General features: G+C 39.3%; 21 protein-coding genes and 1 rRNA gene. 7 read left to right on the top strand and 15 right to left on the bottom strand.

What is annotated here, in order from left to right; all coding sequences use genetic code 11:
• Window positions 1-2: 2 nt before the first annotated feature.
• Both HMPREF9065_RS10405 and ettA read left to right on the top strand, forming a co-directional pair.
• Window positions 3-758: a YadA C-terminal domain-containing protein gene (locus HMPREF9065_RS10405; protein ID WP_021617119.1), complete on the top strand. Its 756-nt coding sequence runs from the start codon at window positions 3-5 to the stop codon at window positions 756-758.
• A gap of 662 nt (window positions 759-1,420) precedes the next feature.
• Window positions 1,421-3,091 carry an energy-dependent translational throttle protein EttA gene (gene ettA, locus HMPREF9065_RS00215; RefSeq protein WP_033002812.1) on the top strand — a complete coding sequence of 557 codons (1,671 nt, stop codon included), beginning with the start codon at window positions 1,421-1,423 and terminating at the stop codon, window positions 3,089-3,091.
• 167 nt (window positions 3,092-3,258) lie between these two features.
• Here ettA and rplT read toward each other — a convergent pair whose 3' ends face one another.
• From rplT to grpE, 6 genes are all read right to left on the bottom strand, one after another.
• Window positions 3,259-3,612, bottom strand: coding sequence for a 50S ribosomal protein L20 (gene rplT / locus HMPREF9065_RS00220; RefSeq protein ID WP_005596075.1), 354 nt, complete (start codon window positions 3,610-3,612; stop codon window positions 3,259-3,261).
• Between the two features lie 54 nt (window positions 3,613-3,666).
• Window positions 3,667-3,864 (bottom strand): 50S ribosomal protein L35, encoded by a 198-nt coding sequence (gene rpmI, locus HMPREF9065_RS10050; protein ID WP_005542274.1) that lies wholly within the window; start codon window positions 3,862-3,864, stop codon window positions 3,667-3,669.
• 208 nt (window positions 3,865-4,072) lie between these two features.
• Window positions 4,073-4,615, bottom strand: coding sequence for a translation initiation factor IF-3 (gene infC / locus HMPREF9065_RS00225; RefSeq protein ID WP_081456132.1), 543 nt, complete (start codon window positions 4,613-4,615; stop codon window positions 4,073-4,075).
• Window positions 4,616-4,857: 242 nt separating this feature from the next.
• Window positions 4,858-5,490 (bottom strand): TfoX/Sxy family DNA transformation protein, encoded by a 633-nt coding sequence (locus HMPREF9065_RS00230; RefSeq protein WP_051264491.1) that lies wholly within the window; start codon window positions 5,488-5,490, stop codon window positions 4,858-4,860.
• Window positions 5,491-5,694: 204 nt separating this feature from the next.
• A 5S ribosomal RNA gene (rrf, locus tag HMPREF9065_RS00235) occupies window positions 5,695-5,810 on the bottom strand.
• Window positions 5,811-6,016: 206 nt separating this feature from the next.
• The gene (gene grpE, locus HMPREF9065_RS00240; protein ID WP_033002811.1) at window positions 6,017-6,595 is read right to left on the bottom strand and encodes a nucleotide exchange factor GrpE; all 579 of its coding nucleotides are present in this window, start codon (window positions 6,593-6,595) and stop codon (window positions 6,017-6,019) included.
• Window positions 6,596-6,722: 127 nt separating this feature from the next.
• On the opposite strand from grpE, the gene HMPREF9065_RS00245 reads away from it, so the two are divergent.
• Window positions 6,723-7,640 carry an NAD(+) kinase gene (locus HMPREF9065_RS00245; RefSeq protein WP_021617115.1) on the top strand — a complete coding sequence of 306 codons (918 nt, stop codon included), beginning with the start codon at window positions 6,723-6,725 and terminating at the stop codon, window positions 7,638-7,640.
• Between the two features lie 74 nt (window positions 7,641-7,714).
• Window positions 7,715-9,388 carry a DNA repair protein RecN gene (gene recN / locus HMPREF9065_RS00250; protein ID WP_021617114.1) on the top strand — a complete coding sequence of 558 codons (1,674 nt, stop codon included), beginning with the start codon at window positions 7,715-7,717 and terminating at the stop codon, window positions 9,386-9,388.
• Window positions 9,389-9,545: 157 nt separating this feature from the next.
• On the opposite strand, the gene HMPREF9065_RS00255 is transcribed toward recN, so the two are convergent.
• Window positions 9,546-10,262 carry a UTRA domain-containing protein gene (locus tag HMPREF9065_RS00255; RefSeq protein ID WP_021617113.1) on the bottom strand — a complete coding sequence of 239 codons (717 nt, stop codon included), beginning with the start codon at window positions 10,260-10,262 and terminating at the stop codon, window positions 9,546-9,548.
• Between the two features lie 180 nt (window positions 10,263-10,442).
• Between HMPREF9065_RS00255 and malQ the strand changes: the two genes are divergently transcribed.
• Genes malQ through HMPREF9065_RS00265 form a run of 3 tightly spaced genes read left to right on the top strand, consistent with a single transcriptional unit; the run spans window position 10,443 to window position 16,699 of the window.
• Window positions 10,443-14,216 carry a 4-alpha-glucanotransferase gene (gene malQ, locus HMPREF9065_RS10045; protein WP_084422209.1) on the top strand — a complete coding sequence of 1,258 codons (3,774 nt, stop codon included), beginning with the start codon at window positions 10,443-10,445 and terminating at the stop codon, window positions 14,214-14,216.
• Window positions 14,217-14,229: 13 nt separating this feature from the next.
• Entirely contained in the window at window positions 14,230-15,021 is a 792-nt protein-coding gene (locus HMPREF9065_RS00260) for an endonuclease/exonuclease/phosphatase family protein (RefSeq protein WP_033002810.1), read from the top strand.
• A gap of 10 nt (window positions 15,022-15,031) precedes the next feature.
• Window positions 15,032-16,699, top strand: coding sequence for a PTS transporter subunit IIBC (locus HMPREF9065_RS00265; protein ID WP_021617110.1), 1,668 nt, complete (start codon window positions 15,032-15,034; stop codon window positions 16,697-16,699).
• Between the two features lie 219 nt (window positions 16,700-16,918).
• Here HMPREF9065_RS00265 and yciH read toward each other — a convergent pair whose 3' ends face one another.
• From yciH to HMPREF9065_RS00305, 8 genes are all read right to left on the bottom strand, one after another.
• Window positions 16,919-17,236, bottom strand: a complete 318-nt coding sequence (yciH, locus tag HMPREF9065_RS00270) for a stress response translation initiation inhibitor YciH (RefSeq protein WP_021617109.1) — start codon at window positions 17,234-17,236, stop codon at window positions 16,919-16,921.
• A 6-nt stretch (window positions 17,237-17,242) separates the two neighbouring features.
• Window positions 17,243-17,935: an orotidine-5'-phosphate decarboxylase gene (gene pyrF / locus HMPREF9065_RS00275; protein ID WP_021617108.1), complete on the bottom strand. Its 693-nt coding sequence runs from the start codon at window positions 17,933-17,935 to the stop codon at window positions 17,243-17,245.
• A gap of 32 nt (window positions 17,936-17,967) precedes the next feature.
• Window positions 17,968-19,158 (bottom strand): lipopolysaccharide assembly protein LapB, encoded by a 1,191-nt coding sequence (lapB, locus tag HMPREF9065_RS00280; protein WP_021617107.1) that lies wholly within the window; start codon window positions 19,156-19,158, stop codon window positions 17,968-17,970.
• A complete protein-coding gene (locus tag HMPREF9065_RS00285; protein ID WP_033002809.1) occupies window positions 19,158-19,454 on the bottom strand; it encodes a LapA family protein in 297 nt (98 codons plus the stop codon). Before HMPREF9065_RS00285 ends, lapB begins: the two co-directional genes overlap by 1 nt.
• Window positions 19,455-19,552: 98 nt before the next feature.
• Window positions 19,553-19,837: an integration host factor subunit beta gene (locus tag HMPREF9065_RS00290; protein WP_021617105.1), complete on the bottom strand. Its 285-nt coding sequence runs from the start codon at window positions 19,835-19,837 to the stop codon at window positions 19,553-19,555.
• Between the two features lie 61 nt (window positions 19,838-19,898).
• Complete coding sequence (rpsA, locus tag HMPREF9065_RS00295; RefSeq protein WP_021617104.1) at window positions 19,899-21,545, bottom strand: 30S ribosomal protein S1; 1,647 nt, start codon at window positions 21,543-21,545, stop codon at window positions 19,899-19,901.
• Between the two features lie 97 nt (window positions 21,546-21,642).
• Window positions 21,643-22,320: a (d)CMP kinase gene (gene cmk, locus HMPREF9065_RS00300; RefSeq protein WP_021617103.1), complete on the bottom strand. Its 678-nt coding sequence runs from the start codon at window positions 22,318-22,320 to the stop codon at window positions 21,643-21,645.
• Window positions 22,313-23,161 carry a VirK/YbjX family protein gene (locus tag HMPREF9065_RS00305; RefSeq protein WP_021617102.1) on the bottom strand — a complete coding sequence of 283 codons (849 nt, stop codon included), beginning with the start codon at window positions 23,159-23,161 and terminating at the stop codon, window positions 22,313-22,315. Before HMPREF9065_RS00305 ends, cmk begins: the two co-directional genes overlap by 8 nt.
• Window positions 23,162-23,369 lie beyond the last annotated feature (208 nt).

Genomic DNA, 23,369 nt, shown 5'->3' with positions numbered 1-23,369 from the left:
GTGTGACTGAGTATGTCAATAACATGTCTGATGATATTGATACCAATACTGCTGAAATTGAAAAATTAAAGAATACATCAAGTTTCTTAGATGCTGCTAAAGTTGAAAAAAATACTCAAGACATCCGTGCTCAAAACAGCATGATTGAAACTAAAGCGAACAAAACTTATGTTGATAGTAAATTAGCAGATAAAGCTGATAAGGCAGAGTTAGCAAGCAAAGCTGACAAGACTGAGCTAGTAAGCAAAGCCGATAAGGCAGAGCTAGCAAGTAAGGCTGATAAGGCAGAGTTAGCAAACAAAGCTGACAAGACTGAGCTAGTAAGCAAAGCTGATAAGGCAGAGTTAGCAAGTAAAGCTGATAAAACTTCTGTGATAAAAAATGAGACTATGATTAAAGCTAATACAGCTGATATCGCTCAGTTAAAATCTATGCAACAAAAGAATATCTCTGCCTTAAAAACTAAGGTTGACCGTAACAGCGCACGTATTGATCAACTTGATAGTCGTGTAAATGATTTAGATAAAGAAGTAAAAAATGGCTTAGCATCTCAAGCCGCATTAAGCGGGTTATTCCAACCGTACAATGTAGGCAAAGTAAATATGAGTGCGGCTGTGGGTGGCTATAAATCTAAAACAGCACTAGCAGTAGGTACTGGTTATCGTTTTAATGAAAATATTGCAGCTAAGGCTGGAGTGTCATTTAGTGCGAACGGTGGCGGTGCAAGCTATAATGCTGGTATAAATTTTGAATGGTAGTCTCATTTAAAGTTTTGTTAAATATTTTTGTTATAAACTAGGTAAAGCTAAACCACTTTCAATACTTGAAAGTGGTTTTTTGTAGTCGGTATGTATGAACTAGTCTAACAGTTAGAAATTCATATCCTAAGAATGCTGTAGTTTTAAATGGATAAACCAGTAGAAAATTGGAAAAGGGAGATAATTTATCTAAAAGGGTTCTAAATCTCTTAATTAGATAGAAATTTTTATATTCCCCCTAGGCTAATCTAGAAAGCTGGATATCTTATTTATAGATTAGTTACTGGCTAAAACTGGTGAGAAAAATGATCAATTGATCATTTTATTGATTTATATCAAAAAATAATCTTTTCTGATTTTAATGATGACTCAATTTAATGTACTATCTTAAAAATCAAGTGATTGCTTGATATTCATAAAGTTCCTAAATAAAATAATCATAATAGCTAAACAACTTTCCTACCTCTCTTCGGAGAGGTTTTTTTTGTGCCAAAAACACGACTAAAACATGAATGGAAATTGGCACAACAGCAAACATCAAGTAGAATGAGCCACCTGAATTATGGCAATAATCTTTGTGATTTATTGTTTCTTTAGGGTCATTCCGTATGTCAAAACATCAATAAAAATGACCGCACTTTTCCCTTAACCAGAGAAAAATTATGTCAACACAATTCGTTTACACGATGCACCGAGTAGGCAAAGTGGTTCCGCCGAAACGTCATATTCTAAAAGATATTTCCCTAAGCTTTTTCCCGGGAGCCAAAATTGGTGTGCTCGGCTTAAACGGCGCAGGTAAATCCACGTTGCTTCGCATTATGGCGGGCATTGATAAAGAAATCGAAGGGGAAGCACGTCCGCAACCCGGCATTAAAATCGGTTATCTTCCTCAAGAACCAAAACTTGAACCGCAACAAACTGTGCGTGAAGCGATTGAAGAAGCCGTGGGTGAAGTTAAACGTGCGTTAACGCGTTTAGATGAAGTTTATGCCTTATATGCCGATCCTGATGCAGATTTCGACAAACTTGCCGCGGAGCAAGCGGAGTTGGAAGCTATCATTCAAGCACACGACGGGCATAATTTAGATAACCAATTAGAACGCGCTGCTGATGCATTACGTTTGCCGGACTGGGATGCCAAAATCGAGCATTTATCCGGGGGTGAACGCCGTCGTGTGGCACTTTGCCGTTTATTGCTCGAAAAACCGGATATGTTGTTATTAGACGAACCGACCAACCACTTGGATGCAGAATCCGTTGCATGGTTAGAGCGCTTCTTACACGACTACGAAGGCACTGTAGTGGCAATTACCCACGACCGTTACTTCTTAGATAACGTTGCCGGTTGGATCTTGGAGCTTGACCGTGGTGAAGGTATTCCTTGGGAAGGCAACTACTCTTCTTGGTTGGAGCAAAAAGAAAAACGTTTGGCGCAAGAACAAGCGCAAGAATCTGCCCGCCAAAAATCCATTGAGAAAGAATTGGAATGGGTACGCCAAAATCCAAAAGGTCGTCAAGCAAAAAGCAAAGCGCGTATGGCGCGTTTTGAGGAACTTAATTCCGGCGAATATCAAAAACGTAATGAAACCAACGAACTCTTTATTCCACCAGGTCCACGCTTAGGCGATAAAGTCATTGAAGTGCAGCATTTAAGTAAATCCTACGGCGACCGCACTTTAATCGATGATTTGTCTTTCAGCATTCCAAAAGGCGCTATCGTTGGGATTATCGGGGCAAACGGTGCGGGTAAATCGACCTTATTCCGCATGCTTTCCGGCAAAGAACAACCGGATTCCGGTTCTATTACTTTAGGTGAAACTGTCGTGTTGGCCTCCGTAGATCAATTCCGTGATGCCATGGATGACAAGAAAACCGTGTGGGAAGAAGTGTCCAACGGACAAGATATTTTAACTATCGGCAACTTTGAAATTCCAAGCCGTGCTTATGTAGGGCGCTTCAACTTCAAAGGCGTGGATCAGCAAAAACGCGTGGGTGAACTTTCTGGTGGTGAACGCGGTCGTTTGCATCTAGCAAAATTGTTACAAGCCGGCGGTAACGTATTGTTACTGGACGAACCGACCAACGACCTTGATGTGGAAACCTTACGCGCATTGGAAAATGCGATTTTAGAATTCCCAGGCTGTGCTATGGTTATCTCCCATGACCGTTGGTTCTTAGACCGTATCGCGACCCATATTTTAGACTACGGTGATGAAGGCAAGGTAACCTTCTATGAAGGCAACTTCTCCGATTATGAAGAATGGAAGAAGAAAACCTTCGGTGCTGAAGCCCTTCAACCACACCGCATGAAATATAAACGTATTGCGAAATAAGCCTTTATGGTTTAAATATAACCTCATGCTTGGTTAAGTGTGAGGTTGTGTTTTTGTCTCTTATTGACCTGTGCTGACGTATTTTTACGATATTGATTGCTATTAGTGCGCATTAAATGAAAAAGGACGCTCGAGAGCGTCCTAATTTTTATCTAAACTTTAACGAATTAAAGTGCAGATTTTGCTTTTTCAACTAATGCAGCAAATGCCACTTTGTCGAATACGGCGATATCAGCAAGGATCTTACGGTCGATTTCAACAGACGCTTTTTTCAAGCCGTTGATGAATTTGCTGTAAGATAAACCATTTTGACGAGCCGCTGCGTTGATACGCGCAATCCATAATTGACGGAATTGACGTTTACGTTGACGGCGGTCACGATATGCGTATTGACCAGCTTTGATCACTGCTTGGAAAGCAACGCGATACACGCGTGAACGTGCACCATAATAACCTTTAGCAGCCTTAAGAACTTTCTTATGGCGTGCTCTTGCAATAACACCACGTTTTACACGAGCCATTATTTAATCTCCTATGTAATATTTTAACTAAAATGAACTGACGTACGTTTGTGCTTATGCGTATGGCAAGCACGCGACTACTAATACTAAGTCGGACTTAGCAACCATAGATTTATGGCGTAGGTGACGTTTACGTTTTGTTGTTTTCTTAGTCAAAATATGACGTAAGTGAGATTGTTTACGCTTGAAACCACCAGAAGCAGTTTTTTTGAAACGCTTAGCAGCACCGCGTACTGTTTTAATTTTAGGCATTGTTAAATAACTCCGCATTTTTAAGTTTAAATAACATAATCAGGCGAACCGTTTTAAGGCGATTACTTGTAGGCACTGATTATTTCCAATCAAGGCAATTTAAAATTGCCCCTTTCAAACGTCATTAGGCTGCGTAGTGTGCCCAATGTACCGTTGTATCTTCACCGAAGTGAAAATTCCGTTATTCAGATGAAATCTGAACAAAAAATTATTTTTTCTTAGGCGCCAATACCATAACTGCTTGACGACCTTCTAATTTCCCCGGCGCAGATTCAACCACAGAAATATCGGCTAAATCATTTTTTACACGCTCCAATACATCAAAACCGATGTCTTGGTGAGCCATTTCACGGCCGCGGAAACGTACTGTAATCTTGGCTTTATCGCCATCTTCTAAAAAGCGGATTAGGCTACGTAACTTAACTTGGTAGTCCCCTTCATCTGTGCCTGGACGGAATTTAATTTCCTTCACTTGCACCACTTTTTGTTTTTTCTTCTGTTCTTTCGCTGTTTTGCTCTTTTCGTAGAGGAATTTACCGTAGTTCATAATGCGACACACCGGTGGTTCCGCATTCGGACTGATTTCTACAAGATCTAAAGCTGCGGCTTCCGCCATTTCTAATGCTTGTTGAATCGCAACAACCCCAACTTGCTCGCCGTCCTGATCAATCAAGCGAACTTCTTTTACTCTAATTTCGTCATTAATGCGATTAGGGCGATTTACTGCAGGTGCTTTTTTTACGGTTTTGATAATGATATTCCTCTATTAGTTAAACTATGAAAATGCTGCTTGGCGAACCAAACAGTTCTACATTGAATCCGGTTAATTAAGCGCGCATTTTACAAAACTTTATTCTCTATAGCAAAATATTTTCTCAGAAACCTTTTGTTTGCTAAATTCCGTTATATTAGATAGAAAAAAAGAGTTGAACACATCAACTCTTTTCTTTTCTGATACAAGCATTAGCTTATCACAATAAAACTCATTGATCGTTAGCGTTTAATTTTGCGTAAGCCATTTGCTTCAAGCAACTCATTTACTCTGGCAAAGAGGGTATGTTTTTCCTTCTCTGTTAATAAATGCACATGTTTATTCTTTAATGCCGCAGCAAAACGCCAAAGCATGTCAATGTTAATAGGGATGCCAAGTTTTTTTAACCTAACATAACTATTGGTTGCACCTAATGATCTAAATTCATCCACCGTGTAGATATTAATCTTAGCCAGTAATCTTTCGTGTTTGATAGAGAGATTAGCAAGCTCCTTGATCCTTGACTTTTTAGCAAGCGCTTCAGTCAACTTTTTCGTTTGAATTTGCTTCAAAGAAAGGTTAATTAGGTGACCTAATCGTGCTTTATCTTTTTGAACAGCCAGAGGTAATTGATAATAATGATATAAGACTAAAACATCCGAGCAGTCTGGATTTCTTGAATATGCCGCAGCCCCCAAAGATTCAAGGTACTGCGCTAATTCATCCTCCGCTCTAAGATATAAACTACCATTTTGGTAGATAGCAAACATCATTTCTGAATAAAAAATTCCATATCCTGCAAAGAGATTCTTAATCTTTACGTCACCAATAATTGGTGCTAGCTCATCCTTAAGCTGTTTAGAGACAGCCGATATCATAGTAATTTCCAACGTGAGTGATATACGATTGCTGTTTAAATAAACATACCTGTAGTTGGCTTATTACGCGAATACAATTTCATTGCATCAGTAATTATTTATGCCTTCCAGATAGGCTATTTACAGCGCCCTAATATTAAACTGACAGCACTACAACGCCTTTTCATAAAAGGTTGAAAGAAGTGATATCAATTTAATAAAGCTTGGCGGTGACCTACTCTCACATGGGAAATTCCCACACTACCATCGGCATTACGGCATTTCACTTCTGAGTTCGGTATGGAATCAGGTAGATTCGCTATATTATTGCCGCCAAAAATCGATTGATGATGCTTATATTTTCATTTCTTTAGCATCATCCTTTAAACGTTAATACATGAGCAATTGTATTATAGGTGTTTATCGAGACCTTGCAATCCCTTTTTATTCTTTGTGTTGATAGATCATCTATGTCTATCCTTAATGGGGGAAATACCCCCACAGGATAGCAGGATAAGGAAAAGGAGGAAGTGATTAGGCTAACTTACGCCGCAACCATCACCATTGCCGGGCGAATCACGCGACCGTTAAGCAAGTAACCTTTTTGCAAGACCGTGGTGATTTGGTTAGTTTCAAAGCCTTCCATCGGTTGCATAGAAATGGCTTGATGGAGATCCGGATTGAAAACCTCTCCGACAACGCCTACAGGTTCAACGCCGAAACGGGCAACCGTCGCCAATAATTCTTTTAATGTTAGCTCTACACCGTCAAACAAAGCTTTAACGGTTTCATCTTCCGTGTTTGCCGGGGTGGCTAGGGCACGTTCTAAGTTATCAATGGTGTTTAAAATGTCTTTGGCAAATTTTTCTAACGCAAATTTATGCGCTTTTTCAACATCTTGTTCTGTACGACGACGAATATTGTCGATTTCAGCACGAGTACGCAACAATAAATCTTGTTCTTTTTTTGCGGTTTCCGCTAATTGCGCTTCTAATTCTTGTACGCGTGCGATAGCTTCTTCCAAAGGATCTTCCGTGTTTTTTTGTTCTTCAACATCCACTTCTTGCGATTGAAGATCTTGTTCTAATTCTTCGTTTTTTTCTTGTTTTTGTTCGTCTGCCATAGTCATTCTCCAATTAATAAAAGTTAGGCGATTATAACAAAAAATGCCGCATTTACCACTTGAGTAAAAGGCTTTCTGTTGTAATATAGTGCCCAATTCATTGAATTCAAGTTAGTGTAAAAACAATATGGACACGTTAAATTCGGCAAAACCGCAAACGTTGCATACCTCATTTCAAACCATTGCATTAGTTGGTAAACCGAGAAATGATATCAACCTACAAATGCATAAAAACCTGTTTTTTTGGTTAATTGAACGCGGTTATCACGTGTTGGTTGAGCAAGACATCGGTAAAAAAATTGAGCTTCCGCCAAAACATTTAGCCAGCTTAGAAGAAATCGGCCAATCTGCCCAGCTTGCCATTGTGATTGGCGGAGATGGCAATATGTTGGGTCGTGCCCGCATTTTAGCCGAATATCATATTCCGCTTATTGGCATCAACCGTGGCAATTTAGGTTTTTTAACGGACATTGACCCGAAAAACGCCTATTCCCAATTACAAGCCTGCTTGGAAAACGGCGAGTTTTTTGTAGAAGAACGCTTCCTCTTGAAAGCCTGCGTGGAACGCGACAATGAAATTATCGCCAGCAGTATTGCCGTCAATGAGGCAGTGATTCACCCTGCAAAAATTGCGCATATGATTGATTTTCATGTGCATATCAATGATCAATTTGCGTTTTCTCAACGTTCCGATGGTTTAATTATTTCAACACCCACCGGTTCAACCGCCTATTCTCTTTCCGCCGGTGGCCCGATTTTAACCCCACAATTAAATGCCATCGCATTGGTGCCGATGTTTCCGCACACCTTGTCTTCGCGCCCGCTCGTAGTGGATGGAAATAGCAAAATTTCTATTCGCTTTGCAGAATACAACACCTCTCAATTAGAATTAGGTTGTGACAGCCAAGTTGCGCTCCAATTCGGACCTGATGATATTATCCACATTCAAAAATGTGACTATCCTCTCCGTTTACTGCACCTCAAAAGCTACAATTATTACAAAGTATTAAGTTCCAAATTAGGTTGGTTGCGTAACTTTTCTTAAAGATCAACAAACCCTCTTTACTGTATATTAAAACAGTAATATACTGACAAACATACAGTAAAGAGGATTTGCTTATGTTGACCCAACTCACCATTAATAATTTTGCTATCGTTCGTCAGTTAAATATTGAATTATTGCAAGGAATGTCCGTCATCACCGGGGAAACCGGCGCGGGAAAATCCATTGCCATTGATGCTCTAGGTGTTTGTCTCGGACAACGGACAGAAGCCTCCATGTTACGGGAAGGTCAAGAGCGCGCTGATATTTGCGCGACTTTTCATTTGAACCAAAAAAATCCGGCTTTCCAATTTCTACAAGAAAACGAATTGCAGGATCCTGACAATCCTGAAGACTGCATTTTACGCCGCATTATTAATCATGACGGACGCTCTAAAGCGTTCATTAATGGCATTCCGGTGTCGGCAGCCCAATTAAAAGAGATCGGACAACATCTTATTCAAATTAATGGACAACACGCCTCGCAACGTTTACTGAAAAACGACTACCAACTGCAGTTAGTCGATAATTTCTGTCAACATACCGCACTTTTACAACAAATGAGCCTTGATTATCAAACATGGCGCAATTTGCAACATCAAGTCAAAACCTTCCAACAAAAATGTGCGGAAAACGAAGCGAGAAAACAGCTTCTGCAATATCAAGTGAGTGAATTAGATGAGTTTAATTTAAAAGAAAATGAATACGAGGAATTAGAAGCGGATCATCTTCGTCTTTCCAATAGTGAAGAATTAACGCAGCTTTCCCAATCAGTTTTGAAATTATTAAGTGAAAATGAAACGGTCAGCGCAGATTCGTTGCTTTATCGCGCAGTGCAACATTTAAGTGAACTCTGCGAGTTAGATAATCGTTATACCGACGTGCAAAATCTATTAAATGAAGCATTGATTCAAGTGCAAGAAGCCACCAATGAAATTCAGTCGTTAAGCAGCAATATTGAGCAAGATCCAACATTGTTGGCAGACATTGAACAACGCCTAGGACAAACCGTGCAATTAGCGCGCAAGCACAATGTAAAACCACAAGATTTAGTAGCATTACACCGTCGCCTCAAAGCGGAATTGAATGAATTGGAAGATTTTTCCAGCAGTGAAGAAATGCTCATTCAACAAGAACAAGCTGCTCATGAAAAAATGCTTGCTACCGCGACCGCACTTCATCAAAGCCGTCAATTGGGTGCGCAAAAACTCGCACAGCAAGTGACCAAATCCATCAAACAATTAGCGATGGAACACGCAGAATTCTTTATTGAGTTGCATAGTGACTATGACAAGATAAATGCAAACGGTGCAGATAATGCGATTTTTACCCTACAAAGTAACTTAGGTCAAAGCGCTCAACCGCTCGCCAAAATTGCTTCCGGCGGTGAGCTTTCTCGCATTGCCTTAGCCATTCAGGTACAAGCATCTAACCAAACCGCCATCCCAACATTAATTTTTGATGAAATTGATGTCGGTATTAGCGGTGCCACAGCAAATGTGGTCGGCAAATTATTAAGAAAACTCAGCGAAAAATGCCAAGTCATTTGTGTTACCCACTTGCCGCAAGTCGCCTGCCATGGAACACATCATTTCTCCGTTGAAAAATCGACCGTTGATCAAAAAACGGAAACAAAAATGACCGCACTTTCTCCACAACAACGGATCAAGGCATTAGCAAAATTGTTAGGCGGAAGTAAAATTACGGATGCCGTATTAGCGAATGCACAAGAAATGTTAGAGGGCGTTTGAGGTTTTGCGCCATAGCGTGCGTAGTATTTTATGCCTGAGTTTGGCTTTCGAGGCGGGGCATTTTTTTGAAACCGGGCATTTGGGCGAAACAGATCAAAGTGCGGTCAGTTTTTAACATATTTTAAAAGCCGACCGCACTTTACGGTATGACGAAAAACTAGGATGCATGGCGTTTGGCGATTGAAGTAAAGGCAATTTTGTCGGGACGATAACTAATGCTGCCATACTGAAATGGGCGACCATCGGATAAATAGGTGGTGCTGGCGACGTTAACCACCATATTATATTCATTGAGATCCATTGTATTTTTTTCTTCTTCATTCGCATAGCGAAAAACGATTTCTCGCTGGGAATGGCTGATTTTGAGACCTAATTCCTTTTCTAAATAGTGATAAATAGATTGTTCTGCGATCTCTCGGTTAATAAAAGAAACGATACGGCGATCAAAGTAGGAAACCTCGTATTCCACGGCCTCGCCGTCAATTTCGCGCACACGGCCGATACGGTAAAAATCCATTTGATCATCGACGTTAAAGATCCGCATCAATGTCTCTTCGCCTTGCACGATATATAGACTTGTCAATGTCGTTTTGACTTGATGGGTTAAAGGGCGGTTAAGTTCACCAACGGTTTTAATTTCAGACAGGATTTGAGGGGTGGAGAGATTGTGTTCAAGCACAATGGAGTTGCGTCCTTGTTGCTTCTGAATGTAGCCATCCATTTCCAGTAATGAAAGGGCTTTGCGAATCGTATCTTTCGAAAAACCATAGTGTTGCATGAGTTCACTTTCACTCGGTAATTCTTGCTTTGGTGCTAAAACACCATGATTAATTTGGTTTTTTATATCATTGTAAACTTTTCGGTATTTACTCATTGTTTCTTTAATTCCCTTTTCTGATACGGAATAGCATAACACAAATTAGCTTACTTATACGGATAAATTTGATAATTATCACAATATTTCGGAAACGTTGTAACTCTTACGTAAATGTTGTTGCATAAATATGAGTTTCGTTTAGAATCGGCAGACACTTTGCTTCTGAAAGGAGAGACTATGTTTACACGTTCAAGTGGTGTTTTAATGCACATTACTTCGCTTCCAAACGCATTTGGTATTGGGAGCTTTGGTCAATCTGCGTATGATTTCGTGGATTTTTTGGTGGAAACCAAACAAACTTATTGGCAAATCCTTCCGCTGACCACAACGAGTTATGGCGATTCTCCGTATCAATCATTCTCAGCGATTGCCGGTAATACACACTTTATTGATTTTGATTTATTGGCCCAAGCGGGATTATTAAACACATCAGACTATGCTTCCGTGAATTTTGGAGAGGATCTGACTAAAGTGGATTATGAACGCATTTTTCATGCACGCCGTCCTATTCTTGAAATTGCCGTCAAAAATTTCCTAACCAAAGACGCTTTCCGCTCAGACTTTCAAAACTTTGAAAAAAATAACCGCACTTGGTTAGATGATTATGCCGAGTTTATGGCATTTAAAGAACATTTCGGTAATAAAGCGCTGCAAAAATGGGAAGATAAACAGCTCATTGCTCGCCAACCAAAAGCACTTGAGAAATACCGAGCCATGCTGAAAGAAAAAATTCAGTATTTTAAGGTTACGCAATATTTCTTCTTTCAACAATGGAAGGCATTAAAAGCCTATGCCAATAGGAAAGGGATTCAGATTATTGGTGATATGCCGATTTATGTCGCTGCAGATAGTGTTGAGGTCTGGACTAAACCGGAATTATTCCAATTAGATGCAGAACGGAATCCTCGTTTTGTTGCCGGCGTGCCGGCAGATCAATTTAGTGCAACGGGGCAACTGTGGGGCAATCCGCTTTATGATTGGGAGGCGCACAAAAAACAACATTATGCTTGGTGGATTCATCGTATCGAAGAAAGCTTCAAGATTTATGATGTTCTTCGTATTGACCATTTCAAGGGCTTCTCCGATTATTGGCAAGTGGATGGCAAAGCAGACATTGCCAAATATGGTTGCTGGCAACCCGGCCCGGGATATGATTTATTTAAAGCAATTAAAGCGCAGTTAGGCGATTTGCCAATTATTGCTGAAGATTTAGGAAATATTGATGATAAAGCCCGGAAATTACTGACAGATTGCAATTATCCCGGCATGAAGATTTTGCAGTTTGGCTTTGAAGATGTGAGCGGTGAAAGTTTAGATAGTCCGCATTATTGTATTCCTCACAGCATTGTTTATACCGGGACACATGATAATGATGTGACGCAAGGATGGTATAACGGCCTAACGCTAGAGCAACAGCAATATATCAACAGTTATACACATCGCCGTCATGATGAATCAATTTGCCAAGCAATGATTCGCCAGCTTTTTGCCACGGTTAGTCATATTGCCATCGCCACCATGCAGGATATTTTAGCGTTACCGGCTAGCTCAAGAATGAATACGCCTTCAACAATTGGTGGAAATTGGGAATGGCGTATGCAACCAAGCGATTTAACGCAAGCGAAAAAAGACTTTTTAAGACAGGTGACAACATTATATCACCGTGCAAATAAGGGAGAAAACATGATGAAATTGAGTACCTATGTGAAAAATGAGACAAATAAATCATTAGAACAGCTCAGCGATAAAGAAATTTATATTCAGTTGCTAAACTACATTAAACATCTTGCCGCAGATAAACCTAAAAATAATGGAAAACGGAAAGTTTATTACATTTCTGCAGAGTTTTTGATAGGTAAATTACTTTCTAATAACTTAATTAATCTTGGAATTTATCAAGAAATTAAAGATGAGCTGGCACAGGCAGGAAAATCATTAAGTCATATTGAGGATATTGAACCGGAACCCTCTTTGGGGAATGGGGGGCTAGGTCGCTTAGCGTCTTGTTTTGTTGATTCAATGGCTACACTTGGCCTAAATGCAGAAGGGGTAGGATTAAACTATCACTGCGGTTTATTTAAGCAGGTCTTCAAGAAAAATGAACAATATGCGGAACCTAACCATTGGATTGAAGAGAATTCTTGGTTAATTCCCACCGATATTCATTATGAAGTGCCGTTTAAAAAATTTACGTTAACCTCAAAATTAGATCGCATTGATATTTTAGGTTACAAGAAAGAAAGTAAAAATTACCTTAATTTATTTGATATTCAATCAGTGAATTATCATTTAATTAAAAAAGGCATTGAATTTGATAAAACGGATATTCAAGAGAACTTGACTTTATTTCTTTATCCGGATGACTCAGATAAAAATGGAGAATTATTACGTATTTATCAGCAATATTTTATGGTATCTAATGCGGCACAATTACTTATTGATGAAGCCATTGCGCGTGGCAGTAATTTGCATGATTTGGCTGACTATGCTTACGTGCAAATCAATGATACTCACCCATCCATGGTCATTCCTGAATTAATTCGCTTACTAACAGAAAAACATCAGATCAAATTTGATGAAGCGGTAGAGATTGTACGTAATATGGTGGGCTATACTAATCATACGATTCTTGCTGAAGCATTAGAAAAATGGCCTTTAGCTTATTTAGAAGAAGTTGTCCCACATTTGGTTAAAATTATCAAAAAATTAGATAAATTGGTCAAAAAAGCATATAACGATAGCGCAGTACACATTATTGATGAGCAAAAACGTGTTCATATGGCGCATATGGATATTCATTTCTCAAATTCCGTTAATGGTGTTGCCGCATTGCATACAGAGATTTTGAAAAATTCTGAACTGAAAGCCTTCTATGCGTTATATCCTGAAAAATTTAATAATAAGACAAATGGCATTACCTTCCGCCGTTGGTTAGAGTTTTCTAACCAACCATTAGCGGCGTATATTAAAGAGTTAATTGGCGATGATTATTTACATGATGCAACGAAATTAGAAAAATTGCTTGCATTTAAGGATGATAAAAAAGTACATCAAAAATTAGCGGAAATTAAATTCAAGAATAAATTGGCGCTAAAAACCTATTTAAAAGAAAATAAAGGGATTGAATTGGATGAGAATTCGATTATCGATACGCAAATTAAGCGTTTCCATGAATATAAACGCCAACAAATGAATGCCCTTTATGTAATTCATAAATACCTTGAAATCAAAGCAGGTAAACTGCCGAAACGTAAAATTACCGTGATTTTTGGTGGGAAAGCCGCACCGGCTTATGTGATTGCACAAGATATTATTCATTTAATTCTTTGCTTGTCTGAGTTAATCAATAACGATCCGGATGTGAATCAGTATTTAAACGTGTATTTGGTGGAAAACTATAATGTCAGCGTGGCGGAAAAATTGATTCCGGCAACAGATATTTCAGAACAAATATCCCTTGCTTCAAAAGAAGCATCCGGTACCGGCAATATGAAGTTTATGCTGAATGGTGCATTAACTTTAGGCACCATGGATGGTGCAAATGTCGAAATCGCAGAATTAGCCGGCGCAGAAAATATTTATACTTTTGGTAAGGATGCTGAAAGCATTATCAAGCTGTATGAAACTGCCGGTTATGTGTCGAAAGATTACTATGAAAAGGATAAATATATTAAAAGAGCGGTCGATTTTATCCTTGATTCTACGCTAGTGAAACTGGGTAATAAAACGCGTTTAAAACGTCTGCATGATGAATTGCTTAATAAAGACTGGTTTATGACCTTGATTGATTTTGATGCGTATGTGAAAGCAAAAGAACACATTTTAGCGGATTATGAAGATCAAGATAGCTGGAATAGAAAAGTGATTCATAATATTGCGAAAGCGGGATTTTTCTCATCTGATCGCACCATTGCACAATATAACGCTGATATTTGGCATTGTGAGGATTAAAGGGGGAGAATCGATGAAACTGCTCACCCTAAATACACACGCTTGGTTAGAAGATAACCAAGCGGAAAAAATGGATGTTATTGCCGAGACTATTGTTGAAAAGGGTTATGACATTATCGCTTTGCAAGAAGTGAATCAATTAATGTCATCCCCAGCGATTTCTCAAGCATTAAAGCTAGATAATTACGGTGTGGTGTTGTTGAATAAAATTAATCCACGAGTGAGACAAAAATATTCACTGTTTTGGAGCAATTCGCATATTGGCTATGACAAATATGATGAGGGTATCGCATTCTTAACCAAATTGCCGGTTTATGAGGTAGATGCCTTTTATTGCAGCCACCATCAATGTGCCGACTCTATTCTTTCCCGTAAAATTCTGGGGTTAACAGTAGAGTATCAAGGGCAGCTTGTGGATTGTTATTCCTGCCATATCAACTTACCGAATTGCGAAGGGGAAGACCAACTGGATAATATTCGTACCATCGTGGAACGCAATCAAAGTCAAAATCTTAAAATTCTGATGGGGGATTTTAATACAGATGCTATCAGCGATCCTGTCGCGTATCAGAAAATTAAATGTTTAGGTTTGCTTGATACATTTGATATAGCAGAACAGAAAGACAGCGGAATTACCGTTGAGAAAGCCATTGATGGTTGGAATGGCCACAGCGAAGAAAAGCGCTTAGATTACATTTTTTTAAATCAACCGAAACAGGTTTTATCAAGTCAGGTGATTTTTAATGGTAAAAATAAACCGGTCGTTTCCGATCATTTCGGTTTAGACGTTGAGCTCATTTTGTAGGAGAACACATATGAAAAAATTGCTCAGTTTTGAATTTTGGCAAAAATTTGGCAAATGTCTGATGGTCGTGATTGCCGTAATGCCTGCTGCAGGTTTAATGGTGAGTATCGGTAACTCATTACCATTAATGAGTGATGCTGAATGGCTGGCTCGCATCGGTCATATCATTGCACAAATTGGTTGGGGGATTATTGGTAACTTACATCTCTTATTTGCTTTGGCGATTGGTGGTAGTTGGGCAAATGAACGTGCGGGTGGTGCATTTGCCGCAGGTCTTGCCTTTATTCTCATTAACTTAATTACGGGAAATTTTTTCGGCGTAAAAGTTGAAATGTTAACCGACCCAACGGCGCATGTGAGCACGCTATTTGCAGGTGATATTCCGGTGGCACATTATTTTGTGAATATTCTTGGACAACCCGCATTAAATATGGGCGTTTTTGTGGGAATCATTGCGGGCTTTGTAGGCGCAACAACCTTTAATAGTTACTACAACTTCCGTAAACTACCAGAGGTGTTGACCTTTTTTAATGGTAAACGCTTTGTTCCTTTCGTTGTCATTTATCGTTCCGTATTCGTTGCGATTATTTTGGCGTTATTCTGGCCTTTAGTACAAACCGGTATAAACCATTTTGGAGAGTGGATTGCGAATTCACAAAGTTCTGCGCCGATCTTAGCCCCATTTGTTTATGGCACATTAGAACGTCTTTTATTACCATTTGGGCTGCATCATATGCTTACCATTCCTATGAACTACACATCATTGGGCGGTACCTATGAATTTTTAACCGGAGTACAACAAGGTAAGCAAGTTTTTGGACAAGATCCTTTATGGCTCGCTTGGATCAGTGATTTAATCAACCTGAAAGATTCCGGTGATTTAGCACAATATAATGAACTGCTCACTCATGTTACCCCAGCACGTTTTAAAGTGGGGCAAATGATTGGTTCAAGTGGTATTCTCATGGGGATTACGTTAGCGATGTATCTCAATGTTGATCCAGATAAGAAAACCCTCTATAAAGGGATTTTCCTTTCTTCTGCCCTTGCGGTGTTTTTAACCGGTGTTACTGAGCCTATCGAATATATGTTTATGTTCGTTGCATTACCGCTTTACCTTGTTTATGCCGTTGTGCAAGGTTGTGCCTTTGCCATGGCAGACATTGTGAATTTACGGGTTCATGCGTTTGGGAATATTGAATTTTTAACCCGTACGCCAATGGCGATTAAAGCGGGTATTGGCATGGATCTGGTTAATTTCATTTGGGTTTCCGGTCTTTTTGCTGTGTTGTCATTTGTCATCGCAAATTTCATGATTAAGAAATTCAATCTAGCCACAGCAGGTCGTAACGGCAACTACGATGCGAAAGGCACTGACGAATCGCCTGCTGCTGAGGAGAAAAAAGTCGCAAATGCTAGTGCGCAAGTAGTACAAATCATCAATCTTCTCGGTGGACGCAACAATATTGCTGAGGTGGATGCCTGTATGACACGTTTACGTATCACAGTGCATAATCCTGATTTAGTCGGAGATGAGGCGAGTTGGAAACAAGCCGGTGCAATGGGCTTTATTGTAAAAGGTTCAGGTATTCAAGCCATTTACGGGCCTAAAGCCGATGTCTTAAAATCAGATATTCAAGATCTACTGGCTTCAGGTGTTGATATACCTAAATCGTAATGAGGCCTTTTATGATCAAAAAGTGCGGTGAATTTTAGGGCAAATTAGCTAATGTATTAGAACGTTGTAGATAAGCCTCAGAACACCTCAATTGATTAAGGTCTCTTTATTAGAAATATTAGAAATATTAGAAATATTAGAAAGCAAAGAAAGCACAAAACGTTAGCATTTTGTGCTTTCTCTTTTTAAATATGGAGATGTTTTTTAAAGAATAGAGGGTTAACCGCCGGCTAATTTTACCTTATAACCCTTTTGTTCCAGTAACTGTTTCAGTAAATCACGTTTTTCCCCTTGAATTTCAATGGTGTGATTTTTTACAGCACCTCCACAACCACAACGTTTTTTAAACTCTGCCGCAAGCAATTTTAATTCGGTTTCAGCAAGCCCCAATCCGGTGATGATACTGACACCATTGCCTTTGCGTCCGCTTTTTTGCAACTGGATACGTACAATGCCATCCCCTTGGGGAATTTGCGCTTGTGGTTTATCAGCTTTAATCCGTCCACTCTCGGTAGAATAAACTAAATGACTCGTCATAATAATTTACGCAATGGAAGCGTTAATCGCATTTAAAACGTCAACCGGATTTTTAGCTTGCGTAATTGGGCGACCAATCACTAAATAATCTGCACCGGAGCGAATTGCGGCAGCCGGTGTCATGACACGACGTTGATCGCCAAAATCTGTGCCGATAGGGCGAATTCCCGGGGTAACTAATTTAAAATCCGGTCCACAGGTACTACGCAAAATTTCAACTTCTTGTGGGGAGCATACCACACCATCTAATCCGGCACGTTGTGTTAAATGTGCCAAACGAATAACATGTTCCATTGGCGAGGAATTAATGCCGATTTGTAATAAATCCAAGTCTTCCATGCTGGTTAACACGGTTACTCCAATCAGTAAAGGCGCCTCTTTACCGTAAGGTTCAAGGATTTTTTTCGCTTCATCCATCATGCGCAAACCGCCACTGGCGTGTAAGTCCACCATCCAAACACCTAAATCAGCGGCAGAACGAACCGCTCTTGCCACTGTATTTGGAATGTCATGGAATTTTAAATCCAGAAAAACATCAAAGTGGCGACTATGTAGTTGTTTTACAAATCCGGTACCAAGGGTTGTAAACATTTCTTTTCCGACTTTTAAGCGACAGGTTTGTGGGTCAAGCTGATCAACCAATGCCAATGCGTCGGCTTCTTTTTCGTAATCTAATGCAATGATGACTTTATTCGTCATAGTTTTCTCCTTATAAACACGCAGGCTAGCATTTAATTATGCTCAATTGAGCTAACCGGTTTAATCGTTTCCCATTGGCGGCAAGAAGGACAACACCAAATTAATTTGTGTGTTTGATAACCGCAATTACTGCAACGATAACCAAACGTTTGTTTAATTCGTTCTCCTACCATTTTATGTAACAAGATCAAGCTGTCTTTTCCTCGGCCCTTTTCTGCGTCATCAATTTGATATTGAATAAAACGGTGAAAAATAGGGGTTGCCGGATTTTGCTGTAATTGTTGGTAAAGTTTGAGTTGTGCAGCGGCGCGACCGTCTTTTTCTTCAATTAAGTCCGCTAACATTAATGCAACGGCACTGTTATTCTTTTCACGGCTTGCCTTAATGAGAAATAATTCAAAATTATCCCGTTGATTGAGTTGTTGATAACAGAATTTTAAACGGTGCAAGACCTCACCAATATAATCAGGATTTTGCGTTAAAATATTTTCTAAAAAATGCACCGCACTTTGGTAATCTTTCTGTTTGATGGATAATTCTGCCAGCATCATAGAGGCGCGTACGCAAGTTGGAGAAACGGTGAGGGCTTGTAACAAAATTTGTTTTGGATCTTCTTTACTTTCGTCAGGGAGATTTTTGACATACTCACAATAATAATGCGCTAATTCAATTTGATGGCTATTGGGTGATATTTTGGCTAATTTTTCCGCAACATTAATGGCTTTTTTCCATTCTTTCGTTTTCTGATAAATAAGCGCAAGCTGTTGTAGTGCGCCTTCAGCAAACTCCGGTTCATCTACCATTAAAATATAAAGGTGTTCGGCGCGGTCAAAAAAACCTACTGCCATAAAATCTCGGGCTAATTGCTGTTTAGCTAATAACTTTTGTTCGAATGTGTAATGAGGACTGCTATCAAGAGCTTGATGGATACGTAATGCGCGATCCACTTCACCTCGAGAACGAAATAAATTACCTAAGGTAAGTTCAGCTTCAAATTGTGAATTGCTGTCAATTTCATTTTCATTTTCCTGCTTTTGTAGCATATCTAAAAATAAATCAACAGCTTTTTCAGTTTGATTGGCTAAAAGAAAATTAACCCCAGCAACGTAATCACGGGAGAGTTTATTACTGATATCTTCCTGATCTTTTTTGGCGCTACGATGCCCCATATACCAACCATACGCGGCAGCTATCGGTAGAAGAAGGAAGAGTAGTTCAAGCATTATTGAGGAGCCTTATCTCTGCTGGTCGTTAATTCATTGATTTGTTGAGTTTGGCGTTTTATTTGACGATTTAATGCAATATTTTTTAATTTTAACTTAAGGTAGAAAACCCCTGTGATAAACCAACCAAGGATAAGCCCTAAGCCAAATAAAATAGCGACTAAGGTAGAAAGTTGGAATTGGCTTTGTGCAAAAATGTAATTAAAGGTAATTACTTGATCGTTATTTGCTCCCACGGTAACAGCAACTAAGATGATAGCCAAGATAATGATTAATCCCAAAATATATTTAATCATTTGGTTTCTCCTTAAAATAAAGTTGTTGCTCATTATGCCAAAAATGAGCATAAAAAACGACACTTAAAAGTGTCGTTAATGAAAGTTAGTGAAATAAATTATGCATAAACGTCAACGCGTTTTCTTAGCTCTTTGCCCGCTTTAAAATAGGGTACGCACTTCGCTTCTAATTGAACCTGTTCTCCCGTTTTAGGATTTCGCCCAAGTCTAGGTTGACGACAGTGTAAAGAAAAGCTACCAAATCCTCGGACTTCAATACGTTCGCCATTTTCTAATACGCATGACATTTGCTCTAAAATGGCTTTGACGGCTTCTTCGATATGTTTCAGGGAAAGGCTATTATTTTTTTGCATTAAAAGCCCAATAAGCTCTGACTTTGTCATACCATTCTCCTAACTTTTTATGAACCGGCATATTGCTATGCCGGTTTATTAATGAAGTGAATTATTCACCTTTAGCTGCTTTGAAAGCTTCAGCCATGGCATTTGGAATAGCAACTTCTTCTTGCTTATTCACGTTTGCTACAGCGGCCGCTTCTTCAGCTTGATCTTTTGCACGTACAGACAAGTGAACAATACGTGATTTACGATCTACACCGGTGTATTTTGCTTCAACAACATCGCCTACAGCAACTTCATGAGTTAAATCAGCTGCGCGAATGTAACCTTCAACACCGCCGTCTAATTCAACTTTAGCGCCTTTTGCATCTGCTTCAACTACTTTTGCATTTAATACAGCACCTTTTTTGTTGATAGCAACGAAGTTATTGAATGGATCTTCTTCAAGTTGTTTGATACCTAAAGAAATACGCTCTTTCACTGCATCGACTTGTAATACAACTGCGGCAACTTCATCACCTTTTTTGTAGTTACGAACCGCTTCTTCACCTTGAACATTCCAAGAAATATCAGATAGGTGGACTAAACCGTCGATACCGCCTTCTAAACCGATGAAGATACCAAAGTCAGTGATAGATTTGATTTTACCAACAACTTTGTCACCTTTGTTGTGAGTTTCCGCGAATTGAGTCCATGGATTTGGTTTACATTGTTTTAAACCTAAAGAAATACGACGACGTTCTTCATCAATTTCTAATACCATCACTTCAACTACATCACCTAAGCTAACCACTTTAGATGGGTGGATATTTTTGTTAGTCCAATCCATTTCAGAAACGTGAACTAAACCTTCAACACCGTCTAAAATTTCAACGAAACAACCGTAGTCAGTTAAGTTAGTGACTTTACCGGTTAATTTGCTGTTTACTGGATGATTTTCAGCGATTGCCGCCCAAGGGTCTTGACCTAATTGTTTTAAGCCTAAAGAAACACGGGTACGATCTTTGTCGAATTTCAATACTTTAACAGTGATTTCATCACCAACATTAACGATTTCGCTTGGGTGTTTAACACGTTTCCAAGCCATATCGGTAATATGTAATAAACCGTCAACACCGCCTAAATCAACGAATGCACCGTAGTCAGTTAAGTTCTTAACAGTACCTTTAACTTCAGCACCTTCAGACAAGTTCGCTAATACTTCTTCACGATCTTGGCTGCTTTCAGATTCGATTACTGCACGACGGGAAACAACAACATTGTTACGTTTTTGATCAAGTTTGATTACTTTGAATTCTAATTCTTTACCAAGTAAGTGATCTGCGTCACGAACTGGACGGGTATCCACTAATGAACCCGGTAAGAATGCGCGAACACCGTTTAACTCAACTGTGAAGCCGCCTTTCACTTTACCGTTAACTAAACCAAGTACAGTTGCTTGTTCGTCATAAGCTTTTTCCAATACAATCCAAGCTTCGTTGCGTTTTGCATCAGCACGGGAAGCAACAGTTTCACCGAAACCATCATCCACAGCTTTAAGCACAACATCAACAACATCACCAACTTGAACTTCCAATTCACCTTGTGCATTTAAAAATTCTTCGGAAGGAATTGCAGACTCGGATTTAGAACCGGTATCTACAAGTACGAAGCCTTTTTGGATAGCAACGATGGTACCTTTAACAACTGCACCTTGACGGGTTTCAAGGTCTTTTAATGATTCTTCAAAAAGTTGAGCAAAAGATTCTGTCATAATTAATCTTCAATTTAAGTAAATAACGTCCACTTCTAATCCATAAAAAGTGGGGCTGATAATAAAGTTTATCCATCCTTGAATAAACCATAAAAATTTAAGCTTTAATATCAATACGTTGCTGAATATAGCTTAAGGCTTGATAAATCACTTCATCGATACTCAATGTCGTGCTGTCAAGTAGAAACGCATCCTCAGCAGGTTTTAAAGGAGCAACTGCTCGATTTCTATCGCGCAAATCACGCTCTTTTATCTCGGCTAAAATCTGTGCAAAGTTACCATTAATCCCCTTATTTTGCAACTGGTTATAACGTCTTTTTGCACGTTCTTCCGCACTCGCATCTAAAAATAATTTCACTTGCGCATCAGGAAATACCACTGTTCCCATATCGCGACCATCGGCAATTAAACCGTCATTTTGGGCGAAATCCTGCTGAAGTTGTAATAATGCAGCACGAACTTGCGGAAAAACTGCCACTTTTGATGCGGCATCCGCCACTTCTTGCGTACGAATTAAATGGCTGACATCCATGCCACCTAATAATACATTCACCTCACCATTTTTCGGCACAAACTGAATATCCAAATGACGGGCAAGATCAGCCAATTCGGTTTCATTGGTTAAATCGGCATGGCGTTTTAACGCGGCCAATGCCGTCACACGATAAATTGCGCCGGAATCTAGCAACGCAAAACCTAGTTTTTCTGCCAATGCGTAACATAAAGTACCTTTACCTGCACCACTTGGTCCGTCAACCGTAATAATTTTATTCATGATTTTTCTCTTTCAAAAGGGATTGAATCTCAGCGGTCATCTGGTCAAACATATCATAACGTTTGCGATACATAGAACGTTTTTTACTTTGAATGTCTTCTAAAGGACGACGCTCAAGTGCGGTCGGAATTTGCCAATAATTTTCTGCCAACTTACCCTCATTTTCTTGCCAAAATTCATCGTAGTTAAACAATAATTTTGCCGAATCATTCCAACGATATTTGGCCTGACGTTTATGCGGAATGCCTTCCAAACGACAATTCAACGTCTCCGCAAAAACTTTAAAGGCATTCACCAACATAAACATCGGACGAACACCATGCAGCAATTTTGTCGCCTGACGCACTAAATCCTGTGCTTCATCGCCTTTTGGTCCTTGAATTGAGGCGATCAATAAACGGTTATCCGTTAAAAATGTAAAGCTGGCAGAATAAATCGTACGTTGATTAGCATCGGTTAAAGCGATAGCAAAAAAACCTTCATAAGGATCGATATGGTTGAGTGTTAAATTTAACGCCAATTCATCCGTTAACTGAGCTAACAACACCGGCTGTTGTGAAATTAATGTCTCGCATAACGCCACACCAAAGTGTTTTTCCGCCATGGCAAAATTGGTCTTAATAGCGTCTAAACGCTGTGTCGCATTAAAGTGTTTATCACAGTACTGGCTTAATAGCGTATTCACACGATAAGGATACTGTACAAAAACCGGCTGCCACAATGGATTTTCATGAATAAAATTGACCAACGCCCGGCATTGCGTTGCAAAAACCAAACGGCGCACCCGATAACGTAGCCATTCCCGCAATAATTTTAATTTGCGTTTTTCTACGGGAAACATTTCATGAAATGTTGGAAAATGGAATTTTGTCACAACAAACCTCAAAAATAGGAATCTGAATAATTGAAGAAATTGTATCAAAGAAGACGAAATAGTTTAACCGCCAATAAGCATAATTGCTATTCGCTTAGATTGTAGTATAAGTGCGGTGAAAATTTGCATTAAATTACATAGATTGTATTTTTTCTAACCTATCAAACATTTTTTT

Origin of the sequence: Aggregatibacter sp. oral taxon 458 str. W10330 (assembly GCF_000466335.1) — a bacterium.
GTDB lineage: Bacteria > Pseudomonadota > Gammaproteobacteria > Enterobacterales > Pasteurellaceae > Aggregatibacter.
This window is presented reverse-complemented; position numbering and strand designations above follow the sequence as displayed.